Annotated in this window: 18 protein-coding genes, 1 tRNA gene and 1 other RNA gene; 9 read left to right on the plus strand and 11 right to left on the minus strand. The window is 67.2% G+C overall.

Features of this window, described 5'->3' with window-relative positions:
* Positions 1-61: 61 nt before the first annotated feature.
* Positions 62-1,327, plus strand: a complete 1,266-nt coding sequence (locus ACWCPQ_RS16580; RefSeq protein WP_449899474.1) for an MFS transporter — start codon at positions 62-64, stop codon at positions 1,325-1,327.
* Here the strand turns inward: ACWCPQ_RS16580 and ACWCPQ_RS16585 are convergent.
* The 3 genes from ACWCPQ_RS16585 to ACWCPQ_RS16595 form a co-directional block, all read right to left on the minus strand.
* Entirely contained in the window at positions 1,284-1,958 is a 675-nt protein-coding gene (locus tag ACWCPQ_RS16585; protein ID WP_449899476.1) for a helix-turn-helix transcriptional regulator, read from the minus strand. The genes ACWCPQ_RS16580 and ACWCPQ_RS16585 overlap by 44 nt on opposite strands.
* A gap of 31 nt (positions 1,959-1,989) precedes the next feature.
* On the minus strand, positions 1,990-2,376 hold the full coding sequence (locus tag ACWCPQ_RS16590; protein WP_449899478.1) for a hypothetical protein: 387 nt from the start codon (positions 2,374-2,376) through the stop codon (positions 1,990-1,992).
* 102 nt (positions 2,377-2,478) lie between these two features.
* Positions 2,479-2,865, minus strand: a complete 387-nt coding sequence (locus tag ACWCPQ_RS16595; protein ID WP_449899480.1) for a nuclear transport factor 2 family protein — start codon at positions 2,863-2,865, stop codon at positions 2,479-2,481.
* An 87-nt stretch (positions 2,866-2,952) separates the two neighbouring features.
* On the opposite strand from ACWCPQ_RS16595, the gene ACWCPQ_RS16600 reads away from it, so the two are divergent.
* Entirely contained in the window at positions 2,953-3,792 is an 840-nt protein-coding gene (locus ACWCPQ_RS16600) for a helix-turn-helix domain-containing protein (protein ID WP_449899483.1), read from the plus strand.
* 30 nt (positions 3,793-3,822) lie between these two features.
* Here the strand turns inward: ACWCPQ_RS16600 and ssrA are convergent.
* The 4 genes from ssrA to ACWCPQ_RS16620 all read right to left on the minus strand — a co-directional run bounded on the left by ssrA (position 3,823) and on the right by ACWCPQ_RS16620 (position 5,286).
* Positions 3,823-4,191, minus strand: a transfer-messenger RNA (tmRNA) gene (ssrA, locus tag ACWCPQ_RS16605).
* Positions 4,192-4,275: 84 nt separating this feature from the next.
* On the minus strand, positions 4,276-4,749 hold the full coding sequence (smpB, locus tag ACWCPQ_RS16610) for an SsrA-binding protein SmpB (protein WP_449899486.1): 474 nt from the start codon (positions 4,747-4,749) through the stop codon (positions 4,276-4,278).
* 49 nt (positions 4,750-4,798) lie between these two features.
* Positions 4,799-5,032, minus strand: a complete 234-nt coding sequence (locus ACWCPQ_RS16615; protein WP_449899489.1) for a hypothetical protein — start codon at positions 5,030-5,032, stop codon at positions 4,799-4,801.
* A 56-nt stretch (positions 5,033-5,088) separates the two neighbouring features.
* Positions 5,089-5,286 carry a hypothetical protein gene (locus ACWCPQ_RS16620; RefSeq protein ID WP_449899491.1) on the minus strand — a complete coding sequence of 66 codons (198 nt, stop codon included), beginning with the start codon at positions 5,284-5,286 and terminating at the stop codon, positions 5,089-5,091.
* 514 nt (positions 5,287-5,800) lie between these two features.
* On the opposite strand from ACWCPQ_RS16620, the gene ACWCPQ_RS16625 reads away from it, so the two are divergent.
* The gene (locus ACWCPQ_RS16625; protein WP_449899493.1) at positions 5,801-6,544 is read left to right on the plus strand and encodes an SIR2 family NAD-dependent protein deacylase; all 744 of its coding nucleotides are present in this window, start codon (positions 5,801-5,803) and stop codon (positions 6,542-6,544) included.
* On the opposite strand, the gene ACWCPQ_RS16630 is transcribed toward ACWCPQ_RS16625, so the two are convergent.
* Both ACWCPQ_RS16630 and ACWCPQ_RS16635 read right to left on the minus strand, forming a co-directional pair.
* Positions 6,509-7,837 (minus strand): D-arabinono-1,4-lactone oxidase, encoded by a 1,329-nt coding sequence (locus tag ACWCPQ_RS16630; protein ID WP_449899495.1) that lies wholly within the window; start codon positions 7,835-7,837, stop codon positions 6,509-6,511. The genes ACWCPQ_RS16625 and ACWCPQ_RS16630 overlap by 36 nt on opposite strands.
* A 67-nt stretch (positions 7,838-7,904) precedes the next feature.
* A complete protein-coding gene (locus ACWCPQ_RS16635; protein ID WP_449899496.1) occupies positions 7,905-8,588 on the minus strand; it encodes a TetR/AcrR family transcriptional regulator in 684 nt (227 codons plus the stop codon).
* A gap of 629 nt (positions 8,589-9,217) precedes the next feature.
* Between ACWCPQ_RS16635 and ACWCPQ_RS16640 the strand changes: the two genes are divergently transcribed.
* From ACWCPQ_RS16640 to ACWCPQ_RS16660, 5 genes are all read left to right on the plus strand, one after another.
* Positions 9,218-9,616 (plus strand): hypothetical protein, encoded by a 399-nt coding sequence (locus ACWCPQ_RS16640; RefSeq protein WP_449899498.1) that lies wholly within the window; start codon positions 9,218-9,220, stop codon positions 9,614-9,616.
* 47 nt (positions 9,617-9,663) lie between these two features.
* Positions 9,664-11,301, plus strand: a complete 1,638-nt coding sequence (gene pgm / locus ACWCPQ_RS16645) for a phosphoglucomutase (alpha-D-glucose-1,6-bisphosphate-dependent) (protein WP_449899500.1) — start codon at positions 9,664-9,666, stop codon at positions 11,299-11,301.
* Between the two features lie 200 nt (positions 11,302-11,501).
* On the plus strand, positions 11,502-12,809 hold the full coding sequence (locus ACWCPQ_RS16650; protein ID WP_449899894.1) for an MFS transporter: 1,308 nt from the start codon (positions 11,502-11,504) through the stop codon (positions 12,807-12,809).
* 57 nt (positions 12,810-12,866) lie between these two features.
* Positions 12,867-13,604 (plus strand): DsbA family protein, encoded by a 738-nt coding sequence (locus tag ACWCPQ_RS16655; protein ID WP_449899501.1) that lies wholly within the window; start codon positions 12,867-12,869, stop codon positions 13,602-13,604.
* Between the two features lie 94 nt (positions 13,605-13,698).
* Positions 13,699-13,771 (plus strand) — tRNA-Ala (locus ACWCPQ_RS16660).
* A 112-nt stretch (positions 13,772-13,883) separates the two neighbouring features.
* Here ACWCPQ_RS16660 and ACWCPQ_RS16665 read toward each other — a convergent pair.
* Both ACWCPQ_RS16665 and ACWCPQ_RS16670 read right to left on the minus strand, forming a co-directional pair.
* Positions 13,884-15,053 carry a tyrosine-type recombinase/integrase gene (locus ACWCPQ_RS16665; protein WP_449899504.1) on the minus strand — a complete coding sequence of 390 codons (1,170 nt, stop codon included), beginning with the start codon at positions 15,051-15,053 and terminating at the stop codon, positions 13,884-13,886.
* 2 nt (positions 15,054-15,055) lie between these two features.
* Entirely contained in the window at positions 15,056-15,667 is a 612-nt protein-coding gene (locus ACWCPQ_RS16670) for a hypothetical protein (protein WP_449899506.1), read from the minus strand.
* A 113-nt stretch (positions 15,668-15,780) separates the two neighbouring features.
* Between ACWCPQ_RS16670 and ACWCPQ_RS16675 the strand changes: the two genes are divergently transcribed.
* Entirely contained in the window at positions 15,781-15,972 is a 192-nt protein-coding gene (locus ACWCPQ_RS16675) for a helix-turn-helix transcriptional regulator (protein ID WP_449899509.1), read from the plus strand.
* Positions 15,973-15,976 lie beyond the last annotated feature (4 nt).

The following is a 15,976-nucleotide window of genomic DNA, read 5'->3' on the forward strand; positions in this document are numbered from 1 at the left end:
CTACAGTTCGACTCTGTTCGTACTTGTTCGAGAAAACTCGTACTTGAGTCAGGAGTGCACCATGGTCGCAACGGCCGTACTCGATGCCCGCGCGCCGGGAGATCGCCGCGCGGGTCGGCGTATCTGGTCGGCCGCGTGGCCGATCGCCGCCGTATTCGTCCTCGCCAACGCGGCCACCCCGCTGTATGTGCTCTGGCAGGCCGAATTCGGTTTCAGCAAGAGCACGCTCACCGCGGTCTTCTGTTGCTATATGGCGGGTATGGCCCTGGCTCTCCTGGTGTGCGGGGTCGCCTCCGACCGCCTCGGGCGAAAAGCGGTGCTGATCCCCGCCCTCGTACTGGCCGTCGCGGCGGGACTGATCTTCGCCGCCGCGCCCGGCACGCTCGCGCTGTTCATCGCGCGCACCCTCACCGGGATAGCCAGCGGTGCGATGGTTTCGGCCGGCGTGGCGGCGGTGACCGATATCGCCGGCCCGGCCCGCACCCGATCCGCCGCGCTGGCGGGTGCCGTCGGCATCGCGGCCGGTACCGGGCTCGGTCCGCTGCTGGGCGGGCTGCTCTCCGAAACCGTGCCGGGCCCGACCGTCACCGTTTTCCTGCTGGAGACCGTGTTCCTGCTGGTGGCGCTGGCGATCGTCGTCGCGGTGCCCATCCCGCACGCCGGTGGCCGGCGTGGCGACGCCTGGATCCGGGTGCCCCGGGTACCGCGCCCCAACCGCCGTCGGCTGCTGATCGCCGTCACCGTCGCCGGTTCCGCGTTGACGACCACGGCGTTCATGCTGTCACTGGCCCCGTCGCTGCTCTCGGAGCTGCTGCACACGACGAATCGGATCGTGCCCGGAGTACTGGCCTGCCTGACCTTCGCAGTGGCCACCGGCAGTCAGTTCGTATTGCGCGGTCTCCCGGTGCGCCGGCTGCTGCTGGTCTCGGTATCGAGCACCATCGTGTGCGTGGTGGCCCTGGTCCTCGCGGTCGACACCGCGTCGGTGGCCGGTCTGGCCGCCGCCGCGGTGCTGGCCGGTACCGCCTACGGACCGGGGATGCTCGGCGGACTGGCATTGCTCAACTCCGATATCCCGGCCGACCGGCTGGCCGAGGCCAACGCGGCACTCAATATCGGTGCATACGCTTTCGCCGGACTGCTCATCCTCGGACTGGGCTTCGTCAGCGATCACCTGGGTTTCGCCACCGGCGTCACACTTTTCGCGATCGTCGCGGCAACCGTGGCCACGGCCGGCGGGGCATTGGTGGCCACCGGTCTCCGGGGCGGTCGCGCGCGAGGCGTCATGTCAGCGGCGCGACGGCCCACCGGACAAGGTCGTTCGTGACCGCGGCTGCGTGGTCGGGTTCGAATACGGTCGCCGTGGCGGACAACCCGACGACGCGATCGGTGCGGAAACCCCGCACGCCGTCACGTGTTCTGCACCATCCGACGAGGTACCAAGAGCCATCTCCTTCGAGCACGGTGTACGGCTCGACGAGTCGGGGAGCTGGATCGTTCTCGTAGCGGATCTCCACTAGGGTGCGGTCGCGCACAGCATCGAGCCAGGCGGCGGTTCTTTGTGCCTGCCGCGTGACCACCGTCATGACGACAGGTGTAGCCGCGGCTGCCGCTTCGACCGGTTCGGGCAGGGCCAGGCGGAGCTTGTCGAGTGCGGTCCGGGCGTGCGGGGCAAGCGGTGAGCGATCCATCAGCCCGAGAGCTGCGACACAGGCCATTGCCTCTTCGGCAGTGAGCTGCACGGGCGGCAGCGAGTACTCGGGCAGAATCGCGTACCCGCCGGTGCGGCCCGGGGATCCGTAGATGGGAACGCCGGCGTCGTTCAGGGAACGTAGGTCACGCTCGATCGTTCGTCGGCTCACCCCGAACCGGTCTGCGAGGACGGCCGCAGACACGGGACGGAGTGAGTGGACTCTCAGGTGGTTGGTGATCGCGTGGAGGCGTTCGAGGCGGCGCACACGATCATCCTGCCGACCGGGAGCGAGGGGCTCAACGACTCATGGGGCGTTCTGCCGTCACCGAGTGGACATCGGTGATGCCGGTCCCGTCGAAAGTGAAGGTGTCGATGCCGCCCACATGTCGGTCACCCATCGACGCGTTCCAGACGCAGTAGCCCCAGTCTTCCGTCGTCCGGGCCTCGACGACGCTGTAGATGAGGCCCGGACGGGTCGATCGGAAGTCTCCGATCAGGTCAGCAAGTTCTCGGGCCGTCGCGACCTCGTCGCCGAGCGCGCCGATCGCTCGTCCGCCGAAGCGAATTCGAACGGTAGACGCGCAGATTCGGCTCGCCTGGGCGAGGTCGCCGTTCCACAGGTCCGTCCAGCCGGTGAGCAGGACAGCGTGCGGACCTTGCGGGGCAGTGCTGTTGTGTTCCATGAGGGTCACCATGACAGCCCCCGGCGACAACGGACTGTCGGTGTTTCGGGGTGTAACCGGATCAATGTCTCCGCTCGGTGCACCTGGTCGGTGGCACGACGATCACAACATGCCGTTGGGTATCTGCGCGCTGTCGGGAACCGGCTGGACGACATCCCAGTGTTCGACAATGCGATCGTCGATCAGCCGCCAGATATCGACGACCGCGGTTCCCCGCTCGTCCGCCGGGGTCGTCATGAGGTAGTGCACCACCACATGCTCGTCGTCGGCGACCACCCGCCGCAGTTCCAGCCGGGCGTTCGCCACCGGGGCGGTGGCGACGAATTCTATGAACGCGTCCCGTCCGGACGGGTTGCCCGGGCTGTGTTCGACGAAATCCTCCCGTAGCAGGGTGCGCAGTATCTCGATGTTTCCGGCCGCGAACTGGGCGAATCCGTCGACGACGAGTCGCCTGTTGCGTTCGGCGCGGCTGAGGGTGCTGTCGGTCATGGTCCGACGCTCGCACGCCGTGACCGAAGCCGTCGATTACCTGGGTGGTAGTGGCGAAGCTCGGCCCGGCCCGGTGATACTCGACCGATGATCGAAGACGGGCCGGTAGGGGTGCTGCTGCGGGAGTGGCGCCGGCGCCGGAAGATCAGCCAGCTCGAGCTCGCGATCCGGGCCGATGTCTCGCCCCGCCACATCAGTTTCGTCGAAACCGGGCGAACGATTCCCAGCGGCGCGATGGTCCTGCGACTGGCCGAACACCTGTCGGTTCCGTTGCGCGAACGCAACCGCCTGCTCGTCGCGGCCGGTCACGCCCCGATCTATCGGCAGCGCCCGCTCGACGACCCTGATATGACTCAGGTGCGCAAGACCCTCGAACGGTTCGTGCGTGCTCACGAACCGTATCCGGCCCTGGCAGTAGATCGGCGCTGGAATCTTGTCCTCGCCAACGATGCGGTCGCAATCTTTCTCGACGGTGTCGACTCCGCTCTGCTGCGGCCGCCGGTGAACATGATGCGGCTGGGTCTGCACCCCCGCGGCTTCGCGTCCCGTGTCGCCAACCTCGAACAGGTGCGCGCTCATCTGCTGCCGCGGCTGGCCCGCCAGGCGGCGCAGAGCGGGGACTCAGCACTGAACGCTCTGTACGAGGAACTGGTCTCCTACGGTTCGCCGGCCGACCATCCGCAACCGGACCCGGCGGAGATCGCCCTGCCTATCCATCTCGAATATCGTGGTAGGCGGCTGTGTTTCATCAATGCCATCACCACCTTCGGCGCGGCCTTCGATATCACGCTGGCCGAGATCGCCGTCGAAACCTATCTGCCCGCCGATGTCGAGACCGCACGGTTTCTCGCCGCCGAGAGCGATACCCCGGCGCCGCGACCCGCCGGTACCGTGCGAGCCGCTTCCCGCCGAGCCAACGCAAAATAAAAGCCCGCAGGTCTGTGACCTGCGGGCTTTCCGTGGAGCTGCCGGGAATCGAACCCGGGTCCTCCGCCGCTTCATCAAGGCTTCTCCGTGTGCAGTCCGCTGTGCCTCTACTCGGATCTCCCGGTCTCGCGAACAAGCCGGGATGACGATCCCAGTCGCTGTTGGATGTCCCGTACTACTCCGCGACCGAGTCGCACGGTGAGCCCTCTAGCTGATGCCGGCACCGAAGCCGAGGGCGAACCTCGGGCCGACAGAGACGCTATCGCTTAGGCAGCGAGAGCGTACTCGCGCTGATTGGAATCGGCGCTTAATTGGTTGCAGCGACGCTTACGGTGGTCTCTTGCCTGCACCGACACGCTTCCCCTGAATCTACGTACGCAGTCGAAACCGTTCAGCCCCGTACGTCCCGGCACCTTGCCGGGCTTGTCATGTTAACACCTGGCCCGCCCCGGTTCATTCCCATTTACGGCGCCGCGGGATCGCTCAGCGCATGCCCTTGATCCGGCGGCCGATCTCCCGGGTGACCTCGCGTTCGGCGGTGCGCCGGGCCAGGTCCTGCCGTTTGTCGTAGTCCTGTTTACCTCTGGCGAGGGCGAGTTCCACCTTCACCTTGCCGTCGTTGAAATACATCGACAGCGGTACCAGGGTCTGGTTGCCCTCCCGGGACTTGCCGACCAGGCGTTCGATCTCCCGTTTGTGCAGCAGCAGTTTGCGGGTCCGGCGCGGTGCGTGGTTGGTCCAGGTGCCGTGGCTGAACTCGGGAATGTGCAGGCCGCGTAGCCACACCTCGCCGTTGTCCACGGTCGCGAAGGCGTCCACCAATGAGGCCTTGCCCTCACGCAGACTCTTGACCTCGGTACCGACCAGCGCGATCCCGGCCTCGTAGGTGTCCAGGATCGTGTAGTTGTGCCGTGCCCGGCGGTTGGTCGCGATGACCTTGCGCCCGTTCTCCTTCATAACGACAACCTTAAGCGGCCGCGGCAAGCAGATTATTCCCGGTCGCCGGTCAGCCGGGTTGCAGGATCAGATAGAGGACGAAGACCCCGACGAAGGCGATGACCAGCAGCGCGGTGGACAGACGCGGCCTACCGGTGCCGGTCGGAAGGGCTCGGCGATCCAGCCAGCTGCCCTCGACCGCCGGGTCTGTGCTCCGGGTCCGCGGCGGACCGTCCGCGGATCCGCCGGAGGCATCGCCCCCGTCTCCGCCGATGGTGTCGTCGGACCCGTCCCCGGATACCATGCTCGCAGACTAGCCGTGCGGGCAGATATTCGCGGACGGGGCGCGCGAATACGGTGTCAGCGAGCGGATCTCAGAATTCGCAGCGTGATGCCGAGGCCGACGAGAATGCTCGCGGTGGCGACCACTGCGGTGGCGAAGGATTGGGTGATTGCGGCGATTCCGGTGCTGAAGATGAGGCACGTGGCGAGAGCCAGCAGCGCGGTGCCCCATTCCATACCGGCGATCCGGGCGGGTCGGTTACGCAGTGCTGTCATGTCTTCGGAGTACCCGGCGGTGTGGGTTATCAAACCGTTACTGCCGTAATCTCCGGAAATGTGGTAACCGACCCGCGGGTCTGCCGTACGGGGTGTGCGTTGGCGAGCCATGGCAGAACCTCCGTTTCGGAGTCGGTGGCGACTGTGTTCACAGTAACGGAAAAATCTCCACCTGGACACCGGGTAGCAAATCTGGAGATAACCATCACAGCAGGCTCCGGTCGAATGTGGGGGTGATGCGATCCAGCTGTGACATTTCCGGAAAACTCCCAGTTCCGAGACGTTTGGTCGGTTTCGGGTAGGTATATGGGACCGGGGGGATCCGGAGGCGGTTCGTGGCATACCGGCCCACTGGAAATTGTTTGCTGTTGATTAACTGAAGGCGGTCCGGGGTGTGCCTCGATGCTGGTCCGGGACAGGCTGCTTAAGCTCGTGGTATGTCCATTTCGAACTCGCGGGCCGGGTGGTCCCGCACACCGATCCGGCGGCCGGCTCTCGCCGCGGGGACACGGCGGTGACCGAATGGTACGAGCGGACCGGCCGTATCACCGTTCTGACCGGCGCCGGAATCTCCACCGACAGTGGTATTCCCGACTTCCGCGGGCCTCGCGGGGTCTGGACCGAGGATCCGATCGCCGAACTGCTGTCCACCTACGACAACTATCTGGCCGATCCGGCACTACGCGAGAAATCCTGGCTCGCCCGTCGCGACAATCCCGCGTGGCAGGCCGAACCCAACGGCGCCCATCGCGCGCTGGTGGATCTGGAGCGCGCCGGCCGGGGACTCACGATCGTCACCCAGAACATCGACCGGCTGCATCAGCGTGCCGGTTCCGCGCCGCAGCGAGTGGTGGAGATCCACGGCAATATGTTCGACGTGGTCTGCGTACGCTGTGACTTCTCCGCCGCCATGGCCGACACCCTGGAACGGGTGGCGGCGGGCGTTGCCGATCCTCCCTGCCCGGTCTGCGGTGGCGTCCTCAAGGCCGATGTCATCATGTTCGGCCAGGCGCTGGACCACCGCACGCTGGTCAAGGCGACGCTGGCCGCCGAGACCGCGGAGATCTTCCTCGCCGTCGGTACCTCGTTGCAGGTGGAACCGGCTGCCTCGTTGTGCGGGCGGGCGGTGGCGGCGGGCGCCGATCTGATCGTCGTCAACGCCGAACCCACACCCTACGATTCGCTGGCCACCGAAGTGGTGCGCGAACCCATCGGCACGGCACTACCCGCGCTGGTCGACCGTATCCTCGGCCGCTGAGACCGGGCCCAGGACCCGGTCGAGGTAGTCGTTGGCGAACCGGCCCGCGGGGTCGTGGCGCCGGCGGACCGCCGCGAAACGGTCCCAGTCGGGATAACGTCCACGCAGTGTCTCCGCCGTCTGGTAGTGCCGTTTGCCCCAGTGTGGGCGTCCGTCGTACCGGTCGAAGATCGCCTCGCAGGCGCGGAAGAACGGTTCGTGCTCCATTCCTTCGTACTGATGCACCGCGATATAGCAGGTCGCCCGGCCGCCCGCCGGTGAGAGGAGTGCGTCGTCACCCGCCACCCAGCGCACCTCGATCGGCATCGGGCTGTCGAAGCGCTTCGCCGTCTCCTTGATCTCCCTGATCGCCGTGACCGAATACTCGCGCGGGATCGCGTACTCCATCTCGGTGAACCGGAACAGGCGGGGGCTGGTGAACACCCGATAGGACCGATCGACCTGGCGGCGGTAGCTGCCGGCGTAGGCGGCGCCACGCTGGATCCACGGGATGAGGGAGGGTCTGCGACGGGCGAGGCGGCACAGACCGTCGAAAACATGGTTGGACAGCAGGATATCGGCGAACCAGTCCACCGATTCGGGTCGAGGCGCGGGCGCCAGATCGACGCGATTGTTGCGTTTGGTCATGGCGATCGGGCTGTGCGCGAACATGTAGAACTCGAAATGATCGTTGCCGTCGATATAAGTGTCCAGATCCGCGAGTACTTCGTCGACCGGAACCGGGCGTTCGACACCTTCGAGGACGAACGAGGGCACCAATCGCAGGGTGAACGCGGTGACGACGCCCAGGGCGCCGAGTCCGACCCGGGCGGCCCGCCAGGCCTGCGCACCGGATTCCTCGGTCAGTTCCACGATCCGGCCGTCGGCCGTCATCAGTTCGATCGCGTGCAGGGCGGCGGAGATATTCGGCAGCCGCCCGCCGGTGCCGTGGGTTCCGGTGGCAGTCGCGCCGGCGATGGTCTGGACGTCGATATCGCCGAGGTTGGGAAATGCGAGGCCGTGCTCGTCGAGTCGGGTGTTGAGCGCCGCGAGCGTCATACCGGCCTGCACCCGGGCCAGGCCCGCCTCCCGATCGATATCGAGCACCCGGTTCATCCGGGACAGATCCAGCAGGACTCCGTCGGTGAGGCAGGTATCGGTGAACGAATGGCCCGATCCGGCGACGCGGACGCGATGGCCCTCGTCGGCCGCTCGGGCGAGTTCGGCGGCCAGCTCTGTGTGATCGCGCGGTGCGCACAGCCGTGCCGGTGTGCACCGCTGATCGCCGGCCCAGTTCACCCATAACTTGGTCACTCGTCCAACTCTAGGGGATAGCGGGCACGGGCGTGTGGAAACGCGGGCAGGAATGGGGACCGGCTGCTCAGCGGCGGCGGGCGAGAAAGGGGCCGGGCTTGGCTGCCTTGGCCTGCTCGACCTCGGCCAGGCTGAGCGCGTCCACCGTCAGCGGCTGCGGCGGTAAACCCGCGGCCCGGATACCGTTCAGGGTGATCGCCATATAGCGCCGCCAGATCTCGGAATCGATGGGCCGGGCGAATTCGGCCAGCGAATCGACCATATAGATCAGCGCGAACAGATCGGTCGCCTCGATACCGGGCGCCACCACTCCGGCCGCCCGGGCGCGGTCCATCACCGCCGCTACCGCCGGGCCGATCTCTTCGCGGGGACAGCCGAACCGGTCCGCTTCCTCGCCCAGTTCGAGCAGCACCTCGCTGAACCCACGGTTGGTCGCCATCCGCCGGCAGGCGTACTCGAAAAGCTCTACCAAACCCTCCCAGGGATCCGCCGCCGCGAGCGCGTCCGCGGTGGCCGCGGTGAACTCGCGGATATGTCCGGCGAAAACCTCGGCGACGAGTTCCCGCTTGTTCGCGAACCGCCGGTATACGGTGCCCACTCCGACGCCCGCGCGTTCGGCCACATCGTCGAGGGTGATGTCGAGACCACGATCGGCGAACAGTTCGCAGGCGGCGTCGACGATCCGCTGCTGATTCCGCGCCGCATCGACCCGGAGCGGCCGCGTCCGGGGTTCGGTGGTGGCGGGATTCACATCCGGAATGGTAGCAACATACGAATTAGTGGGAACCGGTTCGGATCCCGCCGATCGGATCACGGAATACCCGCTGCCCGTGCGCTGCCGGATTCCGCCGCCGGGCACGCCGGAATATCGTTCACCGCGAGCGGCCGCAGGTTCGGACGGATTGCACCCGGGGACCGTGTTCCTCCGGTGTTCCGATCGTCTCCGGTCTGCTCGAGGGGAGTGGCCCGGCACGACAGCCCGGCAGTGTGCGCCGACGCTGGTGTGTCCCGGCACGACCGCGTGCCGTGAACGTCCGCTGGACCGGTGATCCGGCTCGTTTCCGGCAAACACTGGATAGGAAGCTGCTGGTCAACGGTGTTCCGGCCCCAGATCGACCTGTCCACGCGTATTCCGGTGCCGGATGCGGGAGATGGGTTCACCGCGCTGTCCGGTCGCCCCGGCCGGGTTCGTACACTGCTCGGATCGGGAGTCGCCGGCACGGGGGCTCACAGGCCCGGCCGCGGCGGTCGCCGTCCACCGTCGCGGCCGCGGTTCGAACGCCGGTCACCCGATGACACGGCGGGGCAAGACAGTACGAGCGGGGCAACACGGTACGACACGAGCGCAACGTAGGACGTTACGAGCGAGAGGGTCGGGTCATGAGTGTGTCGGGAAGATTCGGTTCACCGGCCGCGGTGGTGCGCGCGGGGTACGAGGCGACCGGCGGGCCGCACGATGCGGTGCCGTGGTGTCCGGCAGCCGACGCGGCCACGGTACCCAGCGAATCCCGGCTGCCCGGGCGCACATCGGCGGTTAGCATTGTGTGCTCGACACTCCCGAATGCGTCCCTCGGTGCGAACCCGCTTCGGGAGGCGTCGGCGGGTGCGCGGATCGGATTCCGCGGTGCGCGCACCGCCTTCGGTACTTCCGGGTACGGGAGGGCCGGGCTCGCCACCGGCGGCGCCCGTACGCACGCGCTCGGCACCCTTGTGCGCGCCGCCGGGATCCGGCTCGCCGCAGTACGACTCGCGGCCACGTCCCCGGGGCCGTACCGGTGATCACGATGACCAGCCGCGTGCGGCCGACCACGAAGGGAGACCCGAGCATGGCCCACAATCGAGCCGGACGGCCCGCCCGCCCCGGCGATCTGGTGGATGTTCCGGGACTGGTGACCGCGTACTACAGCCGGGTTCCCGACCCGGCCGATCCCACACAGCGGGTGATCTTCGGTACCTCGGGGCACCGTGGTTCGAGCCTGGACGCGACCTTCAACGAAGCGCATATCCTGGCCATCACGCAGGCGGTCGTCGAATACCGGGTGACCCGGGGGATCACCGGTCCGGTATATCTCGCCCGCGACACCCATGCCCTGTCCGAACCCGCCTGGACCACCGTCCTGGAAGTGCTGGCCGGCAACGATATCGGCGCCGTGGTCGATGCCCGCGGCCGCTACACACCGACACCTGCGCTGAGTCATGCGGTGGTACGCCACAATCGGGACGGGGCGCGTCATCAAGCCGACGGCATCGTCGTGACACCGTCGCACAATCCGCCACGCGACGGCGGAATCAAATACAACCCCCCGCACGGCGGCCCGGCCGATACCGGCGCCACCGACAGCATTGCCGAACGCGCCAACGAACTGTTGCGTGGCGGCCTGGCCGGTGTGAAGCGTGCCCCGTTGACCCGGGCCATGGACGCGGTCGGCCGGTACGACTACCTCGATCACTACATCGCCGACCTGCCCGCGGTGCTGAACCTCGACGCGATCCGGGGGGCGGGGATCCGGCTCGGCGCCGATCCCATGGGCGGTGCCAGCGTCGACTACTGGGAGGAGATCGGTCAGCGTTACGACCTCGATCTCGAGGTGGTGAACCCGAGCGTCGACCCCACCTGGCGTTTCATGACGCTCGACAGTGACGGTCAGATCCGGATGGATCCCTCGTCCCCGCATGCCATGGCATCGCTGGTCGCCATCCGCGACGACTACGACATCTCCACCGGCAACGATGCCGACGCCGATCGGCACGGCATCGTCACCCCCGACGGCGGACTGATGAACCCGAACCATTTCCTGGCGGTGGCCATCGAATACCTGGTCGCCAACCGGCGCGGCTGGGACGCGCTCACCAAGATCGGCAAGACCGCGGTCACCTCCTCGATGATCGACCGGGTGGTGAGCGTGCTCGGCCGCGACGTCTACGAGGTGCCGGTCGGATTCAAATGGTTCGTGCCGGGCCTGTTCAGCGGTAGTCTCGCCTTCGGCGGTGAGGAGAGCGCCGGCGCGTCGTTCCTGCGGATGGACGGCACCGTGTGGACCACCGAGAAGGACGGCATCCTGCTGGCCCTGCTCGCCGCCGAGATCGCCGCGGTCACCGGGCAGAGCCCGTCGACCAGATATCACGAACTGGAACGCCGCTACGGCAGCCCCGCCTACGCCCGGATCGACGCGCCCGCCGAACCGGAGCAGAAGAAATTACTGGCCGGCCTCAGTCCCGAGCAGGTGAGCGGCGACGAGATCGCGGGCGAACCCATCACCGAGGTGGCCACTCGTGCCCGGGGTAACGGGGCGGACCTGGGCGGACTGAAGGTGTGCACCGAGAACGCCTGGTTCGCGGCGCGGCCCTCGGGCACCGAGAACAAATACAAGATCTACGCCGAGTCCTTCCACGGAATCGAGCACCTCGCGCGGGTCCAGGAGGCGGCCCGGGACATGGTCGGGCGGGTGCTGGCCGAGGGGTAGACCACCGGTCGCCCGGCGGGCCGGCGGAGAACTCCGCGCCGACGCGGGGAATTGTGGGATCCGCCGCGGTGTTGACTGCCGGGGTGAGTGGTGAGGCCGTGGCAGATGATCGACCCGGGTCCGGGAGTACGAACGGGACGGGCGGAGCGGCCACGGTGCAGGCGCCGCGGCGTCGGCGCCTGATCCCGGTCCGCCGAAGTGTGAATCCGTCGGCGAAGCCCCCGCTACCCAGCGAGATCTGGGTACTGATCAGCGCCGCCTTCTGCGTCGCGATCGGTTTCGGCCTGGTGTCGCCGGTACTGCCGCAATTCGCGCTCAGCTTCGGGGTGGGCGTCGCCGCCGCCTCGGCGATCGTCAGCGCCTTCGCCGCCATGCGTCTCCTCTTCGCTCCGGTCAGCGGCCGGTTGGTGCAGTTGCTGGGCGAGCGGCGGATCTACCTGGTCGGTCTGACCATCGTGGCGGTGTCCACCGGTGCGAGCGCATTCGCCCAGACCTACTGGCAGCTGATGGTGCTGCGGTCCCTCGGCGGTGTCGGGTCGACGATGTTCACCGTCTCGTCGATGGCACTGGTGATCCGGCTCTCCCCACCCACCGAACGCGGCCGGGTCACCGGGCTGTGGTCGACGTGTTTCCTGATCGGCGGGCTGTCCGGACCGCTGATCGGCGGCGCGCTCGCCGGCTTCGGGCTGCGTGCCCCGTTCCTCATCTACGCGGTCGCGTTGCTGCTGGCGGTCGCGGTCGTCTATTTCAACCTCCGCGACTCTCGTATCACCGAATCCGAATCGGGCCGTGACGTGGCCACCGTCAGCTTCCGGCAGGGGCTGGCCAGACCGGAGTACCGGGCCGCACTGTTCTCCAATTTCGCCAGCGGTGCCGCGGTGTTCGGTGTGCGGATGGCGCTGGTGCCGCTCCTGGTGGTGGAAGTATTGGGCCAGTCGCCCGGTATGGCCGGTGTCGCGCTCACCGTGTTCGCCGCGGGTAACGCGACGGTGCTGTTCTTCTCCGGCCGGTTGTCGGACCGCTACGGCCGCCGCCCGCTGCTGATCTCCGGTGCACTGGTGTGCGCGATCGGCACCACCGGCCTGGGCCTCGCCCCGAATATGACCTGGCTGCTGGCGACCTCGTTCGTCGCCGGGATCGGTTCCGGCCTGCTCACCCCCGCCCAGCAGGCGGCTGTCGGCGATATCATCGGCAACCGCGCCCGTGGCGGCACCATGCTCGCCGGTTTCCAGATGGCTCAGGATCTGGGCACGGTGCTGGGACCCATCGTGGTCGGTGCGATCGCCCAGCGACTGTCCTACGGTGCCGGTCTCGCCGTCACCGGGTCGTTACTCGCCGTCGCCGCCCTGGCCTGGCTGGTCGTACCCGAACCGATGGATCGCGCACCCGCCGCCCCGGATCCGGCGCGCTCCGGTGTCACGGAATCGAAGTCCACAGACCACGACGCCACCACCGCGGGACTTCCGGCGTCCAGCGGCCTGTCCGGCGAACCGGAAACCCGGCCCTGACCCGTGCCTGCCGGATTCGCGCGTGACCGGTTCGCCCGGATACGGCAGAGTGGTCGCGTGAGCAACTCGTCGCCCGACTACACGCCGCGGCCGATGTCCAACCGGACCACCTACGCCCTCGGTGCGCTGGCCCTGGTCCTGATCGCGCTGATCGTGGTCTTCGCCTACCGCTGGGGCAGTCGCGAGGAAGCCCAGGTCCGCAACGACGGCTACGGTTCGGTACACAACGAGGCGGTGACCGCCGCGCTGCAGAGCGACGGTGGCGTCCGCCTCGGCCGTCCCGAGGTCCCCAAGACGATCGAGATCTACGAGGACCCCATGTGCCCCTCCTGCGGCACCCTGGAAACTCTCTACGGGCAGGAACTCGCGCAGAAGCTCGACGAGGGCAAACTCGCCATCCGCTACCGGTTCGTCAATTTCCTCGACCCCAAATCCTCCAGTGGCGACTACTCCACCCGCGCGATCGCCGCCCTGCAGTGTGTCGCGGATACCGGTTCCGGCGTCACCTACTCGAAATTCCACGAGACGCTGTTCACCACCCGCCAGCCGGACGAGGGCTCCGAGCTCAGCGACGACGAACTGCTCGCCATCGCGACCGAGTCCGGTGCCACCGAACCCGCCCGTGAATGCATCACCTCCGGCGCCCGCCGCGGCCAGGTCGCGGATCGGGCCGCGGCAACGCTCGACGATCTGACGGCCGCTCTCGGCGGTGCCGCGGCCACGCCCAGTGTGTTCGACGGCACTACCAAGATCGATGTCAACGAACCGGACTGGGTCCAGCAGCTGGCCCCGTGACCTCGGCGTTCACCCGGAATCCAGGCGATTTGGCTCCGGGTGTCCACGTGGTGTAACTTCGTTCAGGCAGCCGGGGAACCGGCCGCTGATATCCGGGGCTATGGCGCAGCTGGTAGCGCACCACACTGGCAGTGTGGGGGTCAGGGGTTCGAGTCCCCTTAGCTCCACCCTATTTACGCAGATCAGGACCGGTATTCGTACCGGTCCTGTTTTCGTTCCACGGCCAGCGTGCCAAGAACTTGCCAATGCGCGGGGGACTCGATTTCCGCCCGCGCCCAGCTAGACAGCCTCGGCCACGACCCCGAACATCGCCGCCGCCGCAGTCGTCAAACCCTCGTCATACACCCGGTTATAGACCGCGGTCGTCATCCGCACATCGTGACCATGCCACGCCGCCACCGTAGACGCCGGAACATTGGCGTGCAGCATCACCGACACCGACGTATGCCGGAGATTGCGCAGCGTGATTCGAGGCAGCCCCGCCGCAATACGGATGCGGTGAAACCACCCCGTGAACGTGCGCGGCAGAACCGGGCGACCATCGAACGAGGAACACATATGCGCGCCCTCATCCCACGTCAGCTCCAACGCCGCGCGCTCCTGCTCCTGCCGGGTCCGCAGTTCACGCAACGCCGCAGCCGCATCCGCCGGCAACGGCAACGTACGCCGCGAACGCGCAGTTTTCGGCTCGTCGACCGCATGCTCCTTGCCCTCGACCTCCACATGTCCCTGCTCGATACTCAACGTCTCTCGCGTGAGGTCGATGTCAGACCAGCGCAGCCCGCACACCTCCGAGCGGCGCAGCCCATAGGTTGCCAGCAGGAAAGCCGCATACAGCCGATCCTCCTTGGCCTTCTCGGCGAACGTGTGCACCTGCTCGCGGGTCCACACATCTCCGGAAGTGACCTTGCTCGGTCGCTGCCGCGGAGCCTCCACGTATTCGGCAGGGTCACGGGGGATCATCCCTTGCCGGGTCGCGTACTCGGTGACCTCCTGGACCATGACGAGCGCCAACCGGACCGTTGACGGCTTCAGTGGCTTGCCCTTCATCGAGCCCGCTTCCAGCATCGTGGAAACCCACTCGTCCACATGCGCCTGCCTGAGCTTCTGAATCTTCATCGCGCCCAGGTCGCGCTTCGAGTACTTCAGCGAATCCCGATAGTTCCGTTTCGTGTTCGCGCGGATGTCGCGGCGGGAGGCCAGCCATTCGTCGGCGACATCGGCGAAGGTCAGATCAGTTCGGCCGACGAACTTGCCTGCGGCTACCTCGGACGAGATTCGCCGATACTCGCGGCGTGCCTCGGTGAGGGTCCGGTATGTGAACCGCGGCCGGTCGCGGCTGCCGTCTGGGCGTGTCCCCACGTCGATCTGGAACCAGTAGGTGACCGCGCCGTTCTTTGCGGTGTGCTTGTTGATCGGCTCGGCCCGGCGGGCTTTCTTCTCTGCCATCTCTATCTGTCCTGCTGTTCTTCCTCGGCGACCGTGAGCCCGGCCGCGCGTTGCTGTTCCCGGATTGTGCGCAGGTGCTCCCGCGCTATCGCCAGGTCTCGGTCGTCGGCCGTCCACTCCGCGCGCAGCGTCGCAAACTCGGCGTCGGCGGGGGTGACCTCGGCCATGCGCTGAAACGACCGGTCGTAGGCGCTCTGGTGGTACTCGGTGCGGCGGATCCAGAACTCTTCTTCACGCATGAGCCGCAGCGCGGTCACGGTGTCGGCGGGATATGGGGTCTCGGCGAGCCCGACGCCTATACCGGTGAATCGGTCGAGTGCTTCCGTGCCGGTGATCGTCTCGCCGGGTAGGTACTCGACGCGGCCGTGCGGCATATCGGGGTAGAGCAGCAGCAGCGGCGGAACGTCGAGCGCGGCAGCGATCACCAGGAGTTCGGCGACCTCGACCCGAGAGCGGCGCCCGATCTCGATATCGGTGATCGTCGCCCGCGTCACCCGCCGGCCAAGCTCCGCGGTCCGGTCGGACAGCCATTGCGCAGACCGGGTGCCGCGCAAGCGCCGGATTTCCTCGGCGATTCGACGCGTCGTCGACTCTTGCCAGTCGTGTTGTGTCACACAACGCAGAATATCGAATGATTGCGGGGTTTCATAGGTTACTGCCATGCTTGCGTCACACTCCGCAGCACGCGAGAGAAACCTCAACATTCCCCACAACCCGCGAGGTGCCCGTGTCTCCTGATCTCTCCGCCCCGACCGTCGACCTGCATACCGCCGCCGACGTCCTCGGCATCGGCCGGTCCACCGCCTACAAACTCGCCAGTGCGGGAGAGTTCCCCGCGAAGGTGATCCGCGCCGGGCGCCGGTATCGCGTGGTGTCCGCCGATCTGCGTCGGTTGATCTCGGTCGACGAGGCAGCCTGAACCG

This window comes from Nocardia sp. NPDC001965 (assembly GCF_053594175.1).

What these genes read in the sequence shown, in the direction of transcription:
- ACWCPQ_RS16665 (WP_449899504.1), bottom strand. Translation starts at nt 15,053, where the DNA reads ATGGCAGAGAAGAAAGCCCGCCGGGCCGAGCCGATCAACAAGCACACC.
- ACWCPQ_RS16615 (WP_449899489.1), bottom strand. Translation starts at nt 5,032, where the DNA reads ATGGTATCCGGGGACGGGTCCGACGACACCATCGGCGGAGACGGGGGC.
- ACWCPQ_RS16590 (WP_449899478.1), bottom strand. Translation starts at nt 2,376, where the DNA reads ATGGAACACAACAGCACTGCCCCGCAAGGTCCGCACGCTGTCCTGCTC.
- ACWCPQ_RS16580 (WP_449899474.1), top strand. Translation starts at nt 62, where the DNA reads ATGGTCGCAACGGCCGTACTCGATGCCCGCGCGCCGGGAGATCGCCGC.
- pgm (WP_449899500.1), top strand. Translation starts at nt 9,664, where the DNA reads ATGGCCCACAATCGAGCCGGACGGCCCGCCCGCCCCGGCGATCTGGTG.
- ACWCPQ_RS16640 (WP_449899498.1), top strand. Translation starts at nt 9,218, where the DNA reads ATGAGTGTGTCGGGAAGATTCGGTTCACCGGCCGCGGTGGTGCGCGCG.
- ACWCPQ_RS16620 (WP_449899491.1), bottom strand. Translation starts at nt 5,286, where the DNA reads ATGACAGCACTGCGTAACCGACCCGCCCGGATCGCCGGTATGGAATGG.
- ACWCPQ_RS16600 (WP_449899483.1), top strand. Translation starts at nt 2,953, where the DNA reads ATGATCGAAGACGGGCCGGTAGGGGTGCTGCTGCGGGAGTGGCGCCGG.
- ACWCPQ_RS16595 (WP_449899480.1), bottom strand. Translation starts at nt 2,865, where the DNA reads ATGACCGACAGCACCCTCAGCCGCGCCGAACGCAACAGGCGACTCGTC.
- smpB (WP_449899486.1), bottom strand. Translation starts at nt 4,749, where the DNA reads ATGAAGGAGAACGGGCGCAAGGTCATCGCGACCAACCGCCGGGCACGG.